This window comes from Streptoverticillium olivoreticuli subsp. olivoreticuli (genome assembly GCF_003391135.1).
Classification (GTDB): domain Bacteria; phylum Actinomycetota; class Actinomycetes; order Streptomycetales; family Streptomycetaceae; genus Streptomyces; species Streptomyces blastmyceticus.
On record NZ_CP031455.1, the window covers coordinates 7,008,984 to 7,025,983 of the forward strand.

15 protein-coding genes are annotated in these 17,000 nt (G+C 71.5%); 11 read left to right on the forward strand and 4 right to left on the reverse strand.

Annotated features, from left to right (window positions below):
• Positions 1–101 precede the first annotated feature (101 nt).
• Positions 102–773, reverse strand: coding sequence for a potassium channel family protein (locus DXZ73_RS31125; RefSeq protein ID WP_116214314.1), 672 nt, complete (start codon positions 771–773; stop codon positions 102–104).
• Entirely contained in the window at positions 770–1,438 is a 669-nt protein-coding gene (locus DXZ73_RS31130; protein ID WP_116214315.1) for a potassium channel family protein, read from the reverse strand. The genes DXZ73_RS31125 and DXZ73_RS31130 overlap by 4 nt, the downstream gene beginning before the upstream one ends.
• 444 nt (positions 1,439–1,882) lie before the next feature.
• On the opposite strand from DXZ73_RS31130, the gene pabB reads away from it, so the two are divergent.
• From pabB to DXZ73_RS31175, 9 genes are all read left to right on the forward strand, one after another.
• On the forward strand, positions 1,883–3,982 hold the full coding sequence (gene pabB / locus DXZ73_RS31135; protein ID WP_116215979.1) for an aminodeoxychorismate synthase component I: 2,100 nt from the start codon (positions 1,883–1,885) through the stop codon (positions 3,980–3,982).
• 244 nt (positions 3,983–4,226) lie between these two features.
• The gene (locus tag DXZ73_RS31140) at positions 4,227–5,678 is read left to right on the forward strand and encodes an ATP-binding protein (RefSeq protein WP_116214316.1); all 1,452 of its coding nucleotides are present in this window, start codon (positions 4,227–4,229) and stop codon (positions 5,676–5,678) included.
• 29 nt (positions 5,679–5,707) lie between these two features.
• Positions 5,708–6,106 (forward strand): roadblock/LC7 domain-containing protein, encoded by a 399-nt coding sequence (locus tag DXZ73_RS31145; protein WP_116215980.1) that lies wholly within the window; start codon positions 5,708–5,710, stop codon positions 6,104–6,106.
• Positions 6,103–6,465, forward strand: coding sequence for a DUF742 domain-containing protein (locus tag DXZ73_RS31150; RefSeq protein WP_116214317.1), 363 nt, complete (start codon positions 6,103–6,105; stop codon positions 6,463–6,465). Before DXZ73_RS31145 ends, DXZ73_RS31150 begins: the two co-directional genes overlap by 4 nt.
• Positions 6,443–7,054: a GTP-binding protein gene (locus DXZ73_RS31155; protein WP_116214318.1), complete on the forward strand. Its 612-nt coding sequence runs from the start codon at positions 6,443–6,445 to the stop codon at positions 7,052–7,054. Before DXZ73_RS31150 ends, DXZ73_RS31155 begins: the two co-directional genes overlap by 23 nt.
• Positions 7,051–8,532 carry a cytochrome P450 gene (locus DXZ73_RS31160; protein WP_240351562.1) on the forward strand — a complete coding sequence of 494 codons (1,482 nt, stop codon included), beginning with the start codon at positions 7,051–7,053 and terminating at the stop codon, positions 8,530–8,532. The genes DXZ73_RS31155 and DXZ73_RS31160 overlap by 4 nt, the downstream gene beginning before the upstream one ends.
• Positions 8,529–9,629 carry a cytochrome P450 family protein gene (locus tag DXZ73_RS31165; RefSeq protein WP_240351563.1) on the forward strand — a complete coding sequence of 367 codons (1,101 nt, stop codon included), beginning with the start codon at positions 8,529–8,531 and terminating at the stop codon, positions 9,627–9,629. Before DXZ73_RS31160 ends, DXZ73_RS31165 begins: the two co-directional genes overlap by 4 nt.
• A 126-nt stretch (positions 9,630–9,755) precedes the next feature.
• Positions 9,756–11,819, forward strand: a complete 2,064-nt coding sequence (locus DXZ73_RS31170) for an APC family permease (protein WP_116214320.1) — start codon at positions 9,756–9,758, stop codon at positions 11,817–11,819.
• A gap of 85 nt (positions 11,820–11,904) precedes the next feature.
• A complete protein-coding gene (locus DXZ73_RS31175) occupies positions 11,905–13,233 on the forward strand; it encodes a class I SAM-dependent RNA methyltransferase (RefSeq protein ID WP_116214321.1) in 1,329 nt (442 codons plus the stop codon).
• Positions 13,234–13,506: 273 nt separating this feature from the next.
• Here the strand turns inward: DXZ73_RS31175 and DXZ73_RS39685 are convergent, their stop codons facing one another.
• A complete protein-coding gene (locus DXZ73_RS39685) occupies positions 13,507–14,574 on the reverse strand; it encodes a hypothetical protein (protein ID WP_240351564.1) in 1,068 nt (355 codons plus the stop codon).
• A 554-nt stretch (positions 14,575–15,128) separates the two neighbouring features.
• Entirely contained in the window at positions 15,129–15,650 is a 522-nt protein-coding gene (locus DXZ73_RS31185; RefSeq protein WP_162890386.1) for a hypothetical protein, read from the reverse strand.
• A gap of 179 nt (positions 15,651–15,829) precedes the next feature.
• Between DXZ73_RS31185 and DXZ73_RS31190 the strand changes: the two genes are divergently transcribed.
• Positions 15,830–16,411, forward strand: coding sequence for a helix-turn-helix domain-containing protein (locus tag DXZ73_RS31190; RefSeq protein WP_116214323.1), 582 nt, complete (start codon positions 15,830–15,832; stop codon positions 16,409–16,411).
• The gene (locus tag DXZ73_RS31195) at positions 16,408–16,962 is read left to right on the forward strand and encodes an IS630 family transposase (RefSeq protein WP_116214324.1); all 555 of its coding nucleotides are present in this window, start codon (positions 16,408–16,410) and stop codon (positions 16,960–16,962) included. Before DXZ73_RS31190 ends, DXZ73_RS31195 begins: the two co-directional genes overlap by 4 nt.
• The last annotated feature ends 38 nt before the right edge of the window (positions 16,963–17,000 follow it).

A 17,000-nucleotide genomic window follows, 5' to 3' on the forward strand; every position in this document is an offset into this window, starting at 1 on the left:
GGTCCGCTCCCGGGGCTCCGCCCCGGACCCCGGTCCTCAAAACGCCGGACGGGCTGGACGGTGCGGGTCGCCCCACACCATCCAGCCCGTCCGGCGTTTTGTTACACGTCCTCGCGCCGCACCGACAGCAGATCCTCCAGCTGCTCCTCGCGCGCCGGGGCCGCCACGAAGAGGAGCTCGTCGCCCGCCTCCAGCGCGTCCTCCTTGTTGGGGGTCAGCACGCGGTTGCCGCGGATGATCGTCACCAGCGAGGTGTCCTCCGGCCAGTCCACGTCACCGACGCGCGTGCCCGCCAGGGCGGACTCCGGCGGCAGGGTCAGCTCGACGAGGTTGGCGTCGCCCTGGCTGAAGCGCATCAGGCGCACCAGGTCGCCGACGCTCACGGCCTCCTCGACCAGGGCCGACATCAGGCGCGGGGTGGACACGGCGACGTCCACGCCCCAGGACTCGTTGAAGAGCCACTCGTTCTTGGGGTTGTTCACCCGGGCCACGACCCGCGGCACCCCGTACTCCGTCTTGGCGAGCAGCGAGACGACCAGGTTGACCTTGTCGTCACCCGTCGCGGCGATCACCACGTTGCAGCGCTGGAGGGCCGCCTCGTCGAGCGAGGTGATCTCGCACGCGTCGGCCAGCAGCCACTCCGCGAGCGGCACGCGCTCCACCGAGATGGCGGTCGGCGCCTTGTCGACGAGCAGCACCTCGTGCCCGTTCTCCAGCAGCTCACCCGCGATGGAACGCCCGACGGCACCCGCACCGGCAATGGCAACCCTCATCGGTGCGCCTCCTCAGGGCCTTCGGCGCACGCGGCCTCGACCTTCTCGACCTCGTCCGTGCGCATCATCACGTGCACCAGGTCACCCTCCTGCAGGACCGTCTGCGACGACGGCAGCATCGCTTCACCCAGCCGGGTGAGGAAGGCGACGCGCACCCCGGTCTCGTCCTGGAGCCGGCTGATCTTGTGGCCCACCCAGGAGTCCGCGATGGGCACCTCCGCGAGCTGCACACCGCCGCTCGGGTCGCGCCACAGCGGCTCCGAGCCGGACGGCAGCAGCCGGCGCAGCATCTGGTCCGCCGTCCACCGCACGGTGGCCACGGTGGGGATGCCCAGCCGCTGGTAGACCTCGGCGCGGCGCGGGTCGTAGATGCGGGCCGCGACATTCTCGACGCCGAACATCTCCCGGGCCACCCGGGCCGCGATGATGTTGGAGTTGTCGCCGCTGCTGACCGCGGCGAACGCCCCGGCCTCCTCGATGCCCGCCTCGCGCAGGGTGTCCTGGTCGAAGCCGACGCCGGTCACCCGCCGCCCGCCGAAGCCGGAGCCCAGACGCCGGAAGGCAGTGGGGTCCTGGTCGATCACGGCGACCGTATGACCCTGCTGCTCAAGGGTCTGCGCGAGGGCCGAGCCCACTCGGCCGCAGCCCATGATCACAATGTGCATGACGATTACCCCGTGCTCCGGACTACCGCGCTGACCTGCACCAACAACCTGCTCACATCTTCCCTTGTCGTTCTCGTTCGGCTCACGGGCCCGTCGGAGCGCGCGCTCCGCGGTATCGACGCGATGCGCCCACAGGAGGTTGGTCCGCGTAGGCGCACGGGACCACCGTATCCGTTGTCCCCTGGGGCGCGCGCCCGAGCCCGACGCCCACGGCGCGGCCGGGCACCGGGCCCCGGACCCCCGCGCCCGGCGTCCGCGGGGACGCCCCGCGGACGATCAAGAAGGGCGGGCCGCGCGGGGTCGCGGGCGGAGCGGAGGCGTCCGGGCCGGGGCGCCGCGGCGCCCCGCGTCCCGGCTCGCCTTCCTGATCGCGCCGTCGATGGGCGATGATGGACGAACACCCGGTCGGTCACCGGAAGTTGACACTCTGTTATGGGGGAGCCCGTGCGTACGCTGCTCGTCGACAACCACGACTCCTTCACCTACAACCTGTTCCACTATCTGGCCGAGGTCAACGGCCGGGAGCCCGAGGTCGTCGTCAACGACGACCCCGCCTGGCGGCCGTCCCACCTCGCCGCCTTCGACAACGTGGTGCTCTCGCCCGGCCCCGGCAGCCCCGACCGCGCGGCCGACTTCGGCATCTGCCGGGAGATCGTGACGGAGGGCCGCCTGCCCGTGCTCGGGGTGTGCCTCGGGCACCAGGGCATGGCGCTGCTCCACGGCGGCGAGGTCCACCGGGCCCCGGAGCCGTACCACGGGCGCGTCTCGTCCGTGCTGCACGGGGGGACCGGGCTCTTCGAGGGGCTGCCCTCGCCCCTGCGGGCCGTGCGCTACCACTCGCTCACCGTCGGCAGGCTCCCGGCCGTCATGGAGGCGACCGCCTGGACCGCCGACGGCCTGGTCATGGCGCTCCGCCACCGCGAACGGCCGCTCTGGGGCGTGCAGTTCCACCCCGAGTCGGTCGGCAGCGCCCACGGCCACCGGCTCCTGCGCAACTTCCGCCGGCTGAGCGAGGGGCACGGCCGGGGCAGACGCGCCGCCCCGCCGGCCGCCCCGCCCGCCCCCGCGGGCCCGCCCGTACGCCCGCGGGGCCGTCGGCTGCGGGTCCTCGCCGCCGCCCTGCCCACCCGGTGGGACGACGAGACCGCCTTCGACCGGCTCTTCCGGCAGGACCCGTACGCCTACTGGCTCGACGCCGGCCGCCCCGACGACGGCACCGGCCGCTTCTCCGTCATGGGCGACGCCTCCGGGCCGCTCGCCCGGGTCGCCACCGCCGACGTCTGGAGCAGCACCGTCACCGTGCGCTCCGCGACCTCCGCCGAGGTGGTCACCGGGGAGTTCCTCGACTGGCTCGACCAGGACCTGCGGGCCACCCACGCCGAGGCGCCCGACGGTCCTGAGCTGCCCTTCGACTTCGCGCTGGGCTGGGTGGGCTACCTCGGCTACGGACTGAAGGCCGAGTGCGGCGGCGAGCTGGCCCACCGGCCCGAGGAGCCCGACGCCACCATGGTGTTCAGCGACCGGGCACTCGTCCTCGACCATCACACCCGCACCACCCACCTCCTCGCGCTCACCGAGGACGGCGACGAGAGTGCCGCCCGCACCTGGCTGGACACCACGGCCCGGCGGCTCGCGGCGCTCTCCGGCGTGCGGCGGCCCGCGCCGGCCCGACCCGCCGGGACCACCGGCGCGCTGCGGCTGCGCCACGGCCGCGACGCCTACCTGCGGCTGATCGACGACTGCAAGGAGCAGATCGCGGCGGGGGAGACCTACGAGATCTGCCTCACCAACATGGCCGAGACCCAGGGCGCCCCCGACCCCTGGCAGGGCTACCGCTTCCTGCGCCGCGCCAGCCCGTCCCCCTTCGGCGCGCTGCTGCGCTTCGGCGAGCTGTCGGTCCTCAGCACCTCGCCCGAACGCTTCCTGCGCGTCGGCCGGGACGGCCTCGCCGAGTCCCGCCCCATCAAGGGCACCCGGCCCCGCGGCGCGACCCCCGAGGAGGACGCCGAGCTGCTCGCCGACCTGCGCGCCAGTGAGAAGGACCGCGCGGAGAACCTGATGATCGTGGACCTGGTCCGCAACGACCTCGGCCGCTGCGCGCGGACCGGCTCGGTCGAGGCCGACGACATCTTCCGCGTCGAGAGCTACGCCAAGGCCCACCAACTGGTCAGCACCGTCCGGGCCCGGCTGCGCGCGGACCGCACGGCCGTGGACTGCGTACGGGCCTGCTTCCCGCCCGGCTCGATGACCGGGGCGCCCAAGGTCCGGACCATGCGGATCCTCGACCGGCTGGAGGGCGGGCCGCGCGGCATCTACTCCGGTGCCATCGGCTATCTCTCCCTCAACGGCGCCGCCGACCTCAGCGTCGTCATCCGGACCGCGGTGATCACCCCGGGGCGGGTGCGCTACGGCGCGGGTGGCGCGATCATCGCGCTGTCCGACGCCGAGGAGGAGTTCGAGGAGACGGCCGTGAAGGCGGCCCCGCTGATCGCCCTGACCGGCGCGGAGTTCCCCGACCGGCAGTGGGACGCCGTCACCGTCTGAGCGGACCGGCGCGTTCGGGCCGCCCGTGCCGTGACGCACCCTCACCGGGCCGCCGGGAGCGCTCTCGTGCGGCTCCCGGGGGCGATCCGCCGGTACGTATGCCTGTTCGGTAAATCGTGGGCGAAGATCGGCCACACGGCCGTTCGCGTGGTTAGGATGATCGGCGTATTCCGCTTCCGGGCGGGACGTTCAGGACGCCGACCCCGTACAGCCGACCGCATGCCCCTTCGCCCGCGAGGAATTGATGTCACATCACATACCGGACGTGGTGAGCTGGTGCCTGGTCGCCGTGCTGGTCGCCGTGGCGGTGCTGCTGGTGCGCCAGCGGGGGATCACCGCCGCCGTGCGCAGGCGCGTCGCGGCGCTGGAGGACGGCCTCCAGACGCGTGACACCGAAGTGCGGCACCTGGTCACCGTCCGGCTCCCCGCCGTCACGGCGTCCATGCACCAGCCCGTGCCCCTGCCCGGACTGCTCGACGAGCGGCTCGGCGGCACCGTCTTCGCCCAGGGCCTCCAGTCCGTGATGGACCTCTTCACCCAGGCCGTGGACAAGGCGCAGGCCCGCGCCGACCAGTCCGCGAAGGCCGCGCTCAAGGCGTCCATGCGCGCCCTCCAGGGCCTCGCGCACGAACAGCAGCTGGCCATCTCCGACATGCAGGAGCGGCACGACAACCCCGACGTGCTGCGCGACCTGTTGCAGATCGACCACGCCAACTCCCAGTTCGGCCGCCGCGCCCAGGCCATCGCCGTGCTCTGCGGGTCCTGGCCCGGCAGGCAGCGCGCCGCCTCCCCGCTCACCGACGTCGTCCGCGGTGCCACCTCCCGCATCCGCGACTACCGGCGCGTCAAGGTGCACAACCACGCCGACCTCGCCGTCGTCAGCCGGGCCGTGGAGCCCGTCGTCCTCGCCGTCGCCGAACTCCTCGACAATGCCGCCCGCCACTCCCAGCCCAACACCTCCGTCGAGGTCGGCCTCCAGCCCGTGCACAACGGCGCCTGCGTGGTCATCGACGACGCGGGCGTCGGCATGAACGCCCAGGAGGTCCAGCGCGCCGCCGCCCTCCTCTCCGGCCAGCGCACCGTGGACGTCTCCCGGCTCGGCGACCCCCCGCAGTTCGGCTTCCCCGTCATCGGCGTGCTCGCCGCCCGCTACGGCTTCAGCGTCTCCGTCGACACCCGCTCGCCCTACGGAGGCGTACGGGCCGTCCTCTTCCTGCCGAGCGCCCTGCTCAGCCAGATCGACCTCGACGGCCCCGACACCACGCCCCTGGCGCCCCCCGCCCGGCCCGGGGCCCCGGCCCGCACGCCCACCGGCGCCGTACGCCCGCCGCAGCACCGGGCGCCCGCGCGGGAACACCCCGAGCCCGCCCCCGACGTCTTCCCGCCGCCTGCCGCGCCCCCGGCGGACGCCGGAGCCGTCACCGGGTCCACGGCCGGCGGCCTGCCCAAGCGCCGCCGCCGGCAGCCCGCCGCGCCGCTGCCCGCCGAGCGGCCCGCCGCCCCGTCCGCCACCGTGCCCGACGGGCCGCCCGCGCCCGGCCCCGCCGCCGCGCCGCCCGAGCGGACCGCGGAGGAGACCGCCCGCCGCATGGGCGCCTTCGCCCGCGGCACCCGCTCCGGCCGCGCCGCCGGCACAGGCCCCGCCGGTCACCCCGACCCGGCACCCGTAGACGACGAAGGGAACCCGTACGCGTGAACGACCACCTCACCAACGAGCTCGGCTGGATGCTCGACGAGGTCGTGAAGATGCCGGAGGCCCGGCACGCGATCCTCCTCTCCTCCGACGGCATGCTCCGCGCCCGCTCCGCGGGCATCGACCGCGACGAGGCCGAGCGGCAGGCCGCGGCGCTCTCCGGGCTCCAGTCGATCAGCCGTTCCACCGCGGAGTTCTGCACCCACCAGAACCAGCAGGACACCCCCTGGCGGCAGACGCTCGTGGAATTCGCCCACGGCTACGTCTTCCTGATAGCCGCCGGCCCCGGCGCCTACCTCGCCGTATCCGCCACCGCGGACGTCGACATGGAAGCCGTCACCTACCGCATGCAGAAGCTGGTCGACCGGCTGGGGAAGGAGCTCACCAGCCCGCCCCGGCAGGCCGGCTGGCACGGCACGGGCACCCCATGACACCCCCGGCGCCGAGGCGCGGACAGGGATTAGTACGGCCGTACGTCGTCACCGACGGCCGCGCCCACCCCACCCGCAACACCTTCGACCTGGTCACCCTGGTCATCGCCCAGTACGACCGGCCGCTCGGCGGGCTCAGCCCCGAAAAGCGCCGGCTCATGGAGCTCTGCCTCGGCGGCGCGCTGTCGGTCGCCGAGATCGCCGGGCACCTGGCGCTGCCCGTCAGCGTCACCAAGGTGCTGCTCGGCGACCTCGTGGACAGCGGTCACCTCATCACCCGGGCCCCCATCCCCTCGGCACAACTCCCCGAGGCCCAGATCCTTCAGGAGGTACTGGATGGACTCCGCGCTCGCCTCTGAGGGAGCGGTCTATCTGCGGCAGAGCGTGCGGACCGCCGCGAAACTCCTCGTCGTGGGCCACTTCGCGGTCGGCAAGACCACCTTCGTCGGCTCCCTGTCGGAGATCCGGCCGCTGCGCACCGAAGAGACCATGACCCAGGCCGGCGCCCTCGTCGACGACCTCGCCGGCATCGAGGGCAAGACCACCACCACGGTCGCCATGGACTTCGGCCGCGTCACCCTCAGCGACAGCCTCGTCCTCTATCTCTTCGGCGCCCCCGGCCAGCAGCGCTTCACCCGGCTCTGGCAGGACATGACCCACGGCGCGCTCGGCGCCCTCGTCCTCGCCGACACCCGGCGCCTGGAGCAGTCCTTCGACGTCATGGGACTGCTGGAGGAACACGGCCTGCCGTACGCCGTCGCCATCAACCACTTCGACGGCGCGCCCGCCCACCCCGAGGAGGAGATCCGCGAGGCCCTCGACCTGCTCCCCGAGACCCCGCTGATCACCTGCGACGCCCGGGACCGGATCTCCTCCACCCGCGCCCTGATCTCCCTCGTGGAATACCTCCGCAGCCGACAGCCCCGCACCGCCCAGGAGCCCGTGTGACCCACCGCCCCGACGCGGGCACCGCGCCACCGCCCGGCCCCCCGCCGGGCTGTCCCGCACACCAGGCGCCCACCCCCCTGCACGGGCCGGACTTCGCCGCCGACCCGCACGCCGTCTACCGGCGGCTGCGCGCCCAGGGCCCCGCCTCCCCCGTCGAGCTGGCGCCCGGTGCCCACGCCACCCTCGTGACCGACTACCGGGCCGCGCTCGACGTCCTGCGCAGCCCCGACAGCTTCGGCAAGGACGCCCGCCGCTGGCGCGCCCTCGCCGACGGGCGCGTCGCCCCCGACAACCCCGTCGTCCCGATGATGGCCTACCGGCCCAACTGCCTCTTCTCCGACGGCGATGCCCACCGCCGCCTGCGGGCCGCCGTCACCGACAGCCTCTCCCGGATCGACCCCAACGCCCTGCGCGGCTACGTCGAGCGCAGCGCCGACACCCTCATCGACCGGTTCGCGACCCTCGGCGAGGCCGACCTCCTCGGCTCCTACGCCAAGATGCTGCCCCTCCTCGTCTTCCAGCAGCTCTTCGGCTGCCCGCCCGAGATCGGCGACCGGCTCGTCGAGGGCTTCTCCGGGATCTTCGACGGCGTCGACCACGAGCGCGCCGACGCCCTCATCACCCAGAGCCTCGTCGAACTCGTCGGCCTCAAGCACGTCAAGCCCGGCGCGGACATGACGTCCTGGCTGATGGCCCACCCCGCCCGGCTCACCGACGAGGAGATGCTCCACCAACTCGTCGTCCTCATCGGCGCCGGCACCGAGCCCCAGCAGAACCTCATCGCCAACGCCCTGCGGCTGCTGCTCTCCGACGACCGCTTCGCGGGCGACCTCGCCGGCGGCAGCATGCCCGTCGAGGACGCCCTGGACGAGGTCCTCTGGCTCGACCCGCCGATGGCCAACTACGGCGTCCACTACCCCCTCCACGACCTCGACCTCGGCGGCGTGCCGCTGCGCGCCGGGGAGCCCGTCGTGGTGAGCTTCGCCGCCGCCAACACCGACCCCGCCCTGCTGTCCGACCAGCGCGCGGGCAACCGCGCCCACCTCGCCTGGAGCGCGGGCCCGCACACCTGCCCCGCCAAGGACGCCGCCCGGCTGATCGCCGCCGTGGCCGTCGAGAAGCTCCTCGACCGCCTCCCCGACCTCGAACTGGCCGTCCCCGTCGACCGCCTGGTCTGGCGGCCCGGCCCCTTCCACCGCGCCCTGACCGCCCTGCCCGTGCGCTTCCCGCCCGTGCACCCGACCCGGCCCGCGCCCGCACCGGCGGGCCCCCACGCACAGCCGCACCATCAGCCCCCTCACCAGCATCAGCCTCACCAGTCGGCCGACACCCCTGGAGACAGTCGATGGACCGCCAGCTCGCCCCCCTCCGGATCGATCCCACAGGCCGCGACATCCACGGCGAGGCCGCCCGCATCCGGGACCGGGGAGCCGCGACGCCCGTGGAGCTTCCTGGCGGAGTGGTGGCGTGGGCAGTGACCACCCAGCCCCTCCTCAAGCAGCTCCTCACCGACCCCCGCGTCTCCAAGGACCCGCGGCAGCACTGGCCGGCCTGGATCAACGGTGAGATCTCGCCGGAGTGGCCCCTGTTCACCTGGGTCGCCGTGCAGAACATGTTCACCGCCTACGGCGGCAACCACAAACGGCTGCGCACCCTCGTCTCCAAGGCCTTCACCGCCCGCCGCACCGCCGCCCTGCGCCCCCGCGTCGAGCAGCTGACCGCGGGCCTCCTCGACGAGCTCGCCGCCCGCCCGCACGGCACCCCCGTCGACCTCCGCGAGGACTACGCCTACCCCATCCCCATCCAGGTGATCTGCGAGCTCTTCGGCGTCACCGACGAGGACACCCGCGAGGGCCTGCGGGCCTGCGTCGACAGCATCTTCCACACCTCCGCCGACCCCGACGAGGTCACCGCCACCCACACCCGCATCTACGAGGTCCTCGGCGGACTGGTCGCCGCCAAGCGCGCCACCCCCGGCGACGACATGACCAGCATCCTGATCTCCGCCCGCGAGGAGGACGGCTCCCGGCTCAGCGAACAGGAGCTCGTCGACACCCTGTTGCTCGTCATCAGCGCCGGGCACGAGACCACCGTCAACCTCCTCGACAACGCCATTCACGCCCTCCTCACCCACCCCGACCAGCTCGCCCTCGTGCGCGACGGCCGGGCCGACTGGGACGACGTGATCGAGGAGACCCTCCGCTGCCAGGCCCCCGTCGCCAACCTGCCGCTGCGCTACGCCACCGACGACATCGAGCTCGACGGCCTCACCCTCCGCAAGGGCGACGCCATCGTCGCCGCCTACGCCGCCGCCGGCCGCGACCCGGACCTCCACGGCCCCGGCGCCGACCGCTTCGACCTCACCCGCGTCACCAAGGAACACCTCGCCTTCGGCCACGGCGTCCACTACTGCCTCGGCGCGCCCCTCGCGAAGCTCGAAGCGGCCGTCGCCCTGCCCGCCCTCTTCGAACGCTTTCCCCGCCTGCGGCTCGCGGCCGACCCCGGCGAGCTGCGGCCCGTCGAGTCGTTCATCTCCAACGGACACCGCACCCTGCCCGCCCTCCTGCACGGCTGACCAGGCGTTCATCAGGACCAACCGTGATCGACAAGCCTCCGGGGCGGGAATGCGGCGTGCGCCACATTCCCGCCCCGGAGGGTGGCGGGTACACACGATCAATACGGAACCCTTACGATCCTCTGCGTGTCCAAATTGACCGACCTGCCGAAACGGATCCTCATCGGCCGGGCGCTGCACAGCAACAAGCTGGGCGAGACCCTTCTCCCCAAACGCATCGCGCTCCCCGTCTTCGCTTCCGACCCGCTCTCCTCCGTGGCGTACGCGCCGGGCGAAGTGCTGCTCGTCCTGTCCGTGGCAGGTGTGTCCGCCTACCACTTCAGCCCCTGGATCGCCGTGGCGGTCGTGGTGCTGATGTTCACGGTGGTCGCCTCGTACCGCCAGAACGTGCACGCCTACCCCAGCGGTGGCGGTGACTACGAGGTCGCCAACGTCAACCTCGGCCCCAAGGCGGGCCTCACCGTCGCCAGCGCCCTGCTCGTCGACTACGTCCTGACCGTCGCGGTCTCCATCGCCTCCGGCATCGAGAACCTCGGCTCCGCCATCCCCTTCGTCGTCGAACACAAGACGGCCTGCGCCATCGGCGTGATCGTCCTGCTCACGCTGATGAACCTGCGCGGCGTGCGGGAGTCCGGCAAGCTCTTCGCCATCCCGACCTACGTCTTCGTCGGCGGCGTCTTCATCATGATCGCCTGGGGCGCCTACCGCGGCCTGGTCGCGGGCGACACCATGAAGGCCCCCACCGCCGACTACACCATCAGCGCCGAGCACCAGGGCCTGGCCGGCTTCGCCCTCGTCTTCCTGCTGCTGCGCGCCTTCTCCTCCGGCTGCGCCGCCCTCACCGGCGTCGAGGCCATCAGCAACGGCGTCCCCGCGTTCCGCAAGCCCAAGAGCAAGAACGCGGCCTCCACGCTCGCCCTCATGGGCGGCCTCGCGGTCACCATGTTCTGCGGCATCATCGCGCTCGCCATGGCCACCAAGGTCCGGATGGCCGAGCACCCCGCCACCGAGCTGCTGAACAACGGCAAGCCCGTCGGCTCCGGCTACACCCAGAACCCGGTGATCTCCCAGGTCGCCGAGGCGGTCTTCGGCAACGGCTCGTTCCTCTTCATCGTGCTCGCCGCCGCCACCGCCCTCGTCCTCTTCCTGGCCGCCAACACCGCGTACAACGGCTTCCCGCTGCTCGGCTCGATCCTCGCCCAGGACCGCTACCTGCCGCGCCAGCTGCACACCCGCGGCGACCGGCTCGCCTTCTCCAACGGCATCGTGCTGCTCGCCGGCGCCGCCGCCGTCCTCACCTACATCTACGGCGCGGACTCCACCAAGCTGATCCAGCTGTACATCGTCGGCGTCTTCGTGTCCTTCACGCTCAGCCAGACCGGCATGGTGCGGCACTGGAACCGCCACCTGCGCACCGAGACCGACCAGGCCAAGCGCCGCCACATGATGCGCTCCCGGGCCATCAACGCCTTCGGCGCCTTCCTCACCGGCCTGGTCCTCGTCGTCGTCCTGCTGACGAAGTTCACCCACGGCGCCTGGGTCGCCCTGCTCGGCATGGTGATCTTCTACGCCACCATGACGGCCATCCGGAAGCACTACGACCGGGTCGCCGAGGAGATCGCCATCGACGAGGAGCCGGGCGACGAGGCCGTACGGCCGTCCCGCGTGCACTCCATCGTCCTGGTCTCCAAGGTCCACAAGCCGACCCTGCGCGCCCTCGCCTACGCCAAGCTGATGCGCTCCGACACCCTCGAAGCGCTCAGCATCAGCGTCGACCCGGCCGAGACCAAGGCGCTGCGCGACGAGTGGCACCGCCGCTCCCTCGACGTCCCGCTGAAGGTCCTCGACTCGCCCTACCGCGAGATCACCCGGCCGATCATCGACTACGTCAAGAGCCTCCGGAAGGAGAGCCCGCGCGACGCGGTCAGCGTCTACATCCCGGAGTACGTGGTCGGCCACTGGTACGAGCACCTGCTGCACAACCAGAGCGCCCTGCGCCTCAAGGGCCGGCTGCTCTTCACCCCCGGGGTGATGGTCACCTCCGTGCCCTGGCAGCTCGACTCCTCCGAAGCGGCCAAGAAGCGGGCCCGCAAGCACGCCGAGTGGAACGCCCCGGGCTCCGTCCGTCGCGGCCCCGTCGCGGCGGCGCCCAAGAAGGACAAGAAGGAAAAGGCCGCCACCAAGAAGTAGGCGGCAGGAGCAGGGTGCTGCGGGACGTAGACTGAACGGCTGTTGTCCCGCAGCACCCTCTCACCATCTCTGGAGTCGACCCGCCATGCAGCACGAGAACGACGCCTCGCTGGTCGGCCATGAGTACGAGGTCGAGGTCGGCCCGGTCGCCCACGGCGGCCACTGCGTCGCCCGCACCGACTCCGGCCGGGTCCTCTTCGTCCGCCACGCGCTGCCCGGCGAGCGCATCGTCGCCCGGATCACCGAGGGCGAGTCCACCTCCCGCTTCCTGCGCGCCGACGCCGTCGAGATCCTTCAGGCGTCCAAGGACCGCGTCGAGGCGCCCTGCCCCTTCTCCGGCCCCGGCAAGTGCGGCGGCTGCGACTGGCAGCACGCCAAGCCGGGCGCCCAGCGGCGCTTCAAGGGCGAGGTCATCGCCGAGCAGCTCAAGCGCCTCGCGGGCCTCACCCCCGAGGAGGCCGGCTGGGACGGCACGGTGATGCCGGCCGAGGGCGACAAGCTCCCGGCGGGCGAGGTCCCGGCCTGGCGCACCCGCGTGCAGTACGCGATCGACGCCGAGGGCCACGCCGGACTGCGCAAGCACCGCTCGCACGACGTCCAGGTCATCGACCACTGCATGATCGCCGCCCCCGGCGTCACCGAGCTCGGCATCGAGAAGCGCGAGTGGCCGCAGATCGCCACCGTCGAGGCCATCGCCGCCTCCGGCTCCGCCGACCGCCAGGTCATCCTCACCCCCAAGCCCGGCGGCCGCCTCCCCATCGTCGAGCTCGACAAGCCCGTCTCCGTGCTGCGCGTCGGCGAGAAGGACAAGGCCGTCCACCGCGTCCACGGCCGCCCCTTCGTCCGCGAGCGCGCCGACGAGCGTACGTACCGCGTCGGCGAGGGCGGCTTCTGGCAGGTCCACCCGCAGGCCGCCGACACGCTGATCAAGGCCGTCATGCAGGGCCTGATGCCCCGCAAGAACGACATGGCCCTCGACCTCTACTGCGGCGTCGGCCTCTTCGCCGGAGCCCTCGGCGAGCGCATCACGGACAAGGGCGCGGTCCTCGGCATCGAGTCGAGCAAGCGCGCGGTGGAGGACGCCCGCCACAACCTCCAGGACCTCGACCGAGTCCGCATCGAGCAGGGCAAGGTCGAACAGGTCCTCCCGCGCACGGGCATCGACCGCGCCGACATCATCGTCCTCGACCCGCCGCGAGCGGGCGCGGGCAAGCAGACGGTCCGCCACCTGGCTTCCCTGGGCGCGCGCCGCATCGCGTACGTGGCGTGCGACCCGGCGGCCCTGGCGCGCGACCTCGCGTACTTCGCGGAGGAGGGCTACAAGCCGGTGACGCTGCGGGCGTTCGATCTTTTCCCGATGACGCATCACGTTGAATGCGTCGCGATCCTCAAGCCCACAGGAAACTGCGTCTGACCTGCGGTTTTACCCGGTGTGCATTATGTGCGCTATGGGCGTTAGGGGCGAATTTCTGACGCTGAAATGACGCTCGTGACGCTCTCCTGACGCTCGTTCTGATGGGGCGATAGCTGGCTGATCGCGCAGGTCATGCCGGGTGGGAGGCGTGCTCCCGAGGACTGTCTTTGCGGGAACTTGAAGGAAGGTGGCCGGGTTCCAGCGCTGCTGGTTGCGGTGGCAGGCGCGCTCCCGCCGCGCTTTGGCGGGCCGGACGTCTGGCGGTGCGGGTGCTCAGTAGGTGGGGCCGTACGGGCTCCAGCCGCGCAAGAATGGCTTGAGATCCTCGAGGCGGGGCTCAGGGACTGCGGGCAGCAACGGTGAACCGTTGAAGGGGTTCAGGTGTTGCACGTGGCTCTCTGCCCATGCGATCCATGTCTCGGCTTCGTCCCTGGCCGGTCCGGTCGGTAGAGCCTCTGCGTGGAGGCGGAGCGCGCTGATGTACTCGGCCAAGCCCGCTGCGTGACGCCACGCTCCTTCCTGCGCTTCGAGGTGCTGGCCGCGGTATGCCTCCGCGTACTGGATGCGGGCTTCTTCCATGGCGGTTTCCCAGCGGATGCGCTTCTGGCGTGCCGCTTCGATCTCGTCCTGGCGTCTGCGTTCGGCGGCTTCGCCGCGGAGGGTGACCTCGTGGGCGATCTCGGCGAGCTGGTCTTCGAGGGTGCGGCCGGGGGTGTCGGCCCATTCGCTCGCCCGGTGCGGTTGGCCGCCGCTGAGGACGAAGCGGAGCCGTTCGGACGGGGTGTAGTCGAAGCGGGGGATCCTGATCCAGGAGTACTTCTTGGCCTCGGCGAGTTCCTTCTCGGTGGCGACGTGCTCGGTCCGGTCCTGCTCCTGGAGGACGAGGAACCCCACAGTCTGGCCCTGTGCGGTAATGGTGAAGTGAGGAGTTGCTCTGCGGCGGCGATGAGACGGAGGGGCGGAGCCGGTCTGTCCTGCCGAACTGGAGTGTCCTTCGGTCTCGGTGGCGGTGATCAGCGCCTGGATGAGCCGGAGGGCACGTCCTTGGACGGGCTTGGTCAGGCCCAGCGGCTGGGGTTCGTTCTGCATGGCCCGGACCACGGCGTGGGGCCGCGTGAGCCGAGAGGGAACGGGGACGGGTGCGAGGACGGCGAGGCGCCAGGCGGGGATGTCGACCAGTTTGATTTCGTACCCGCCACGGCACCAGCCCCCGTACAGCTCCTTCGTCTCCGGGATCCTTCCGGACCTGCGTGCCGCGGCGACGCGGGACGGCCACTTCTCCAGGTCCGGACCGCTGCCGCTCTTGACGATCCGGCCGCCGGTCTCCGCGAGCTCCTGCAACAGCTGCTCCGTGAACGTTACGCGAGGCTGTGATGGAGGGCTTGGCTTCCGCCCGGCGGCCGGGGCTTCCTGCGTCCGAGCGGACGGGGGCTGCGGAGCAGCGGCCTGCGCCTTCCGTGGGCGAGACCCGCGGGGAGGGTACGTGCCGTGCGCCAGATAGTGCTGGCCGGCGCTCGTCAGGGCGACGCTCCACTGCCCGCCCTTCCGGGAGACCGTGACCAGGCCCCGGTTCTGCAGTGCCTGACAGGTGGTCTTGTAGGAGCTGGTCTTCCAAACGCCGGCAGGGCACCCGTCTTCCACCCACTGCAGCACCGAGAGTTGCCGCTCATTGACCTGCCGTTCCAATGTCCCGCCTTCGACTCGAGGCTGAAGTACGACGGCGGCATGTTGTCAGTTCCGTTCGTCAGCGACGGGTGGTTCGAAACAATTCGCTCGAACGAGCGGGGGTGACGTGGACCGTGCCTATATCCGCGCGGGCGGCATCTTCACCGTTGCCGTCAGCTCGGCCTCCGTGACCTGCTGGCGAGTCAGCCCAGTGGCTTCGGTCGGGACCTTCAGTCACTGAACTTCGCGCGCAAGCGTTCGTTCTCCTTCTCCAGCGTCTTAACACGTCGTTCGAGTTCGGCTCGTGTCGGCTTCTTCGGCGGCGGAGGCAGGGGTTCTGTTGCTTCCGGTGGCTCGCCACGCAGTCCGATGGGTTCGAAGGCCACGATCGTTCGGCGGTCTTCCCCGCACTCCGAACATCGCCTGCCGTATGACCCGGCGGAGAGGGGGTCGGTGTACGTGTAGTGCGCCTCCGTCTCGATGATGTGGCCGCAGTACAGCCGGACACGCCACCGCATGATCTCGTGGTCGGCCTTCTTGAAAGACTGCATCAGCTTCGCGACGTTCTCGAACGCCTGGCGGCGACGCTCTGCCCTCGCCGGGTCTGCCCGGCATTCGGCGTCGTCCTCCTCGACTTGACGCCGAGCCCACTCGCTGATCTCCTCGCTCTGCTTCTGACGGCTGTGGTCCCTGCGGGTGAGTTCATACTCCTCCAACGGAACGCCGCTGCTCCGGTATTCGACTTCGCGCATGACGGCCAGCGTAGAAGCGGCGCCTACGCGGCCGTGGGGAAGAACGGTCTTGGTCAACCAGCTTACGGATTCTGCCCATGAGTGACCGCCGGGGTGCGTACTAGTGCTCGATTCCGCTTTGGCGGGGTAGTTGTAGGGGTGTGGGGGTGCCGGTTCGCGCTTCTCGGGGGCGAGTTGCTGTGCCGAAGCTGTTGTCGGCCTGTCCGGCGTCGGATGTGGTCGAGGAGGGGAAGGTCCGCAGGCTGGCCGGTGCCCGGCATGCGCCGGCGGACTGGATCCTGCGGGCCAGGATCATCGTGCTGAGCTGGGAAGGAAACCGCGTTCCGGTGATCGCGTCCCGGCTCGGGTGTCATCACAAGACGGTGCGCAAGTGGCTGCACCGGTTCAACGCCCAGGGCCTGGACGGGCTCGGCGACCGTCCCGGATGCGGCCGCAAGTCCCGGATCACCGAGGCCGAACGCTCGCGGATCATAGGGCTGGTCCGCTGCGATCCGCCGGGCCGACTGGTGCGCGAGCCGTGGGGCGACCTGGCAGCCGAGGACGAATCAGCCCCGGGCGAGTGGACCCTGGACACCCTCACCGAGGCGGCCCGGCGCCAGGGCATCGGCATCCAGCGCTCCCAGGTCCGCAGAATTTTCCTGGCCGAGGGCGTGCGCTGGCGCCGCACCCGGTCCTGGATCACCAGCCGTGACCCGGAGTTCTCCCCAAAAGGACGAGGATCGTCGGCCTGTACACGGACCCGCCGCAGAACGCCACGGTGATCTGCGCGGACGAGCTCGGACCGGTGATCCCGCGCACGTTCCCGCCCGCACCCGGCTGGTCACCGGACGGCCACCGGATCAAGGCCGAACTCGACTACGCCCGCCGGCCGGAGAAAACCTGGGTCTACGGCGCCCTGCGGCCGGCCGACGGGAACGAGATCACGATGGCCGCCTCCTCCCGCAACAGCGCCAACTACCAGCAGTTCCTGCAGCTGGTCGAAGACGCCAACCCCGCCGGGAAAATCGTGATCGTCACCGACAATCTCTCCTCCCACAACAGCAAGGCCACTCGTGAGTGGCTGGAGGGCCACCCGAGGATCTCCCACGCCTTCATCCCCGTCGGTGCGTGCTGGCTGAACCTCCAGGAGGGCTGGTGGCGCCTCTTCCGCAAAGCGGCCCTGGCAGGGCAGTCCTTCGCCGACCCCGACGAGATCGACCACGCCACCAGAATCGCAACCGCCCAGCTCAACGCCCGTGCCAAACCCTGGATCTGGGGCCGCCCCGCCCCACCAACACGCACACTCCGACGCCGTTTTGAGTACCGCCTTTGAGGAATCGAGCACTAGGGACGCTGGCTCCGCCCGATCGG

Bases quoted from the DNA above. Each gene is read 5' to 3' on its own strand.
- DXZ73_RS31125 (WP_116214314.1), bottom strand. From the start codon at position 773: ATGAGGGTTGCCATTGCCGGTGCGGGTGCCGTCGGGCGTTCCATCGCG.
- DXZ73_RS31130 (WP_116214315.1), bottom strand. From the start codon at position 1,438: ATGCACATTGTGATCATGGGCTGCGGCCGAGTGGGCTCGGCCCTCGCG.
- DXZ73_RS31140 (WP_116214316.1), top strand. From the start codon at position 4,227: ATGTCACATCACATACCGGACGTGGTGAGCTGGTGCCTGGTCGCCGTG.
- DXZ73_RS31145 (WP_116215980.1), top strand. From the start codon at position 5,708: ATGCTCGACGAGGTCGTGAAGATGCCGGAGGCCCGGCACGCGATCCTC.
- DXZ73_RS31150 (WP_116214317.1), top strand. From the start codon at position 6,103: ATGACACCCCCGGCGCCGAGGCGCGGACAGGGATTAGTACGGCCGTAC.
- DXZ73_RS31155 (WP_116214318.1), top strand. From the start codon at position 6,443: ATGGACTCCGCGCTCGCCTCTGAGGGAGCGGTCTATCTGCGGCAGAGC.
- DXZ73_RS31175 (WP_116214321.1), top strand. From the start codon at position 11,905: ATGCAGCACGAGAACGACGCCTCGCTGGTCGGCCATGAGTACGAGGTC.
- DXZ73_RS31185 (WP_162890386.1), bottom strand. From the start codon at position 15,650: ATGCGCGAAGTCGAATACCGGAGCAGCGGCGTTCCGTTGGAGGAGTAT.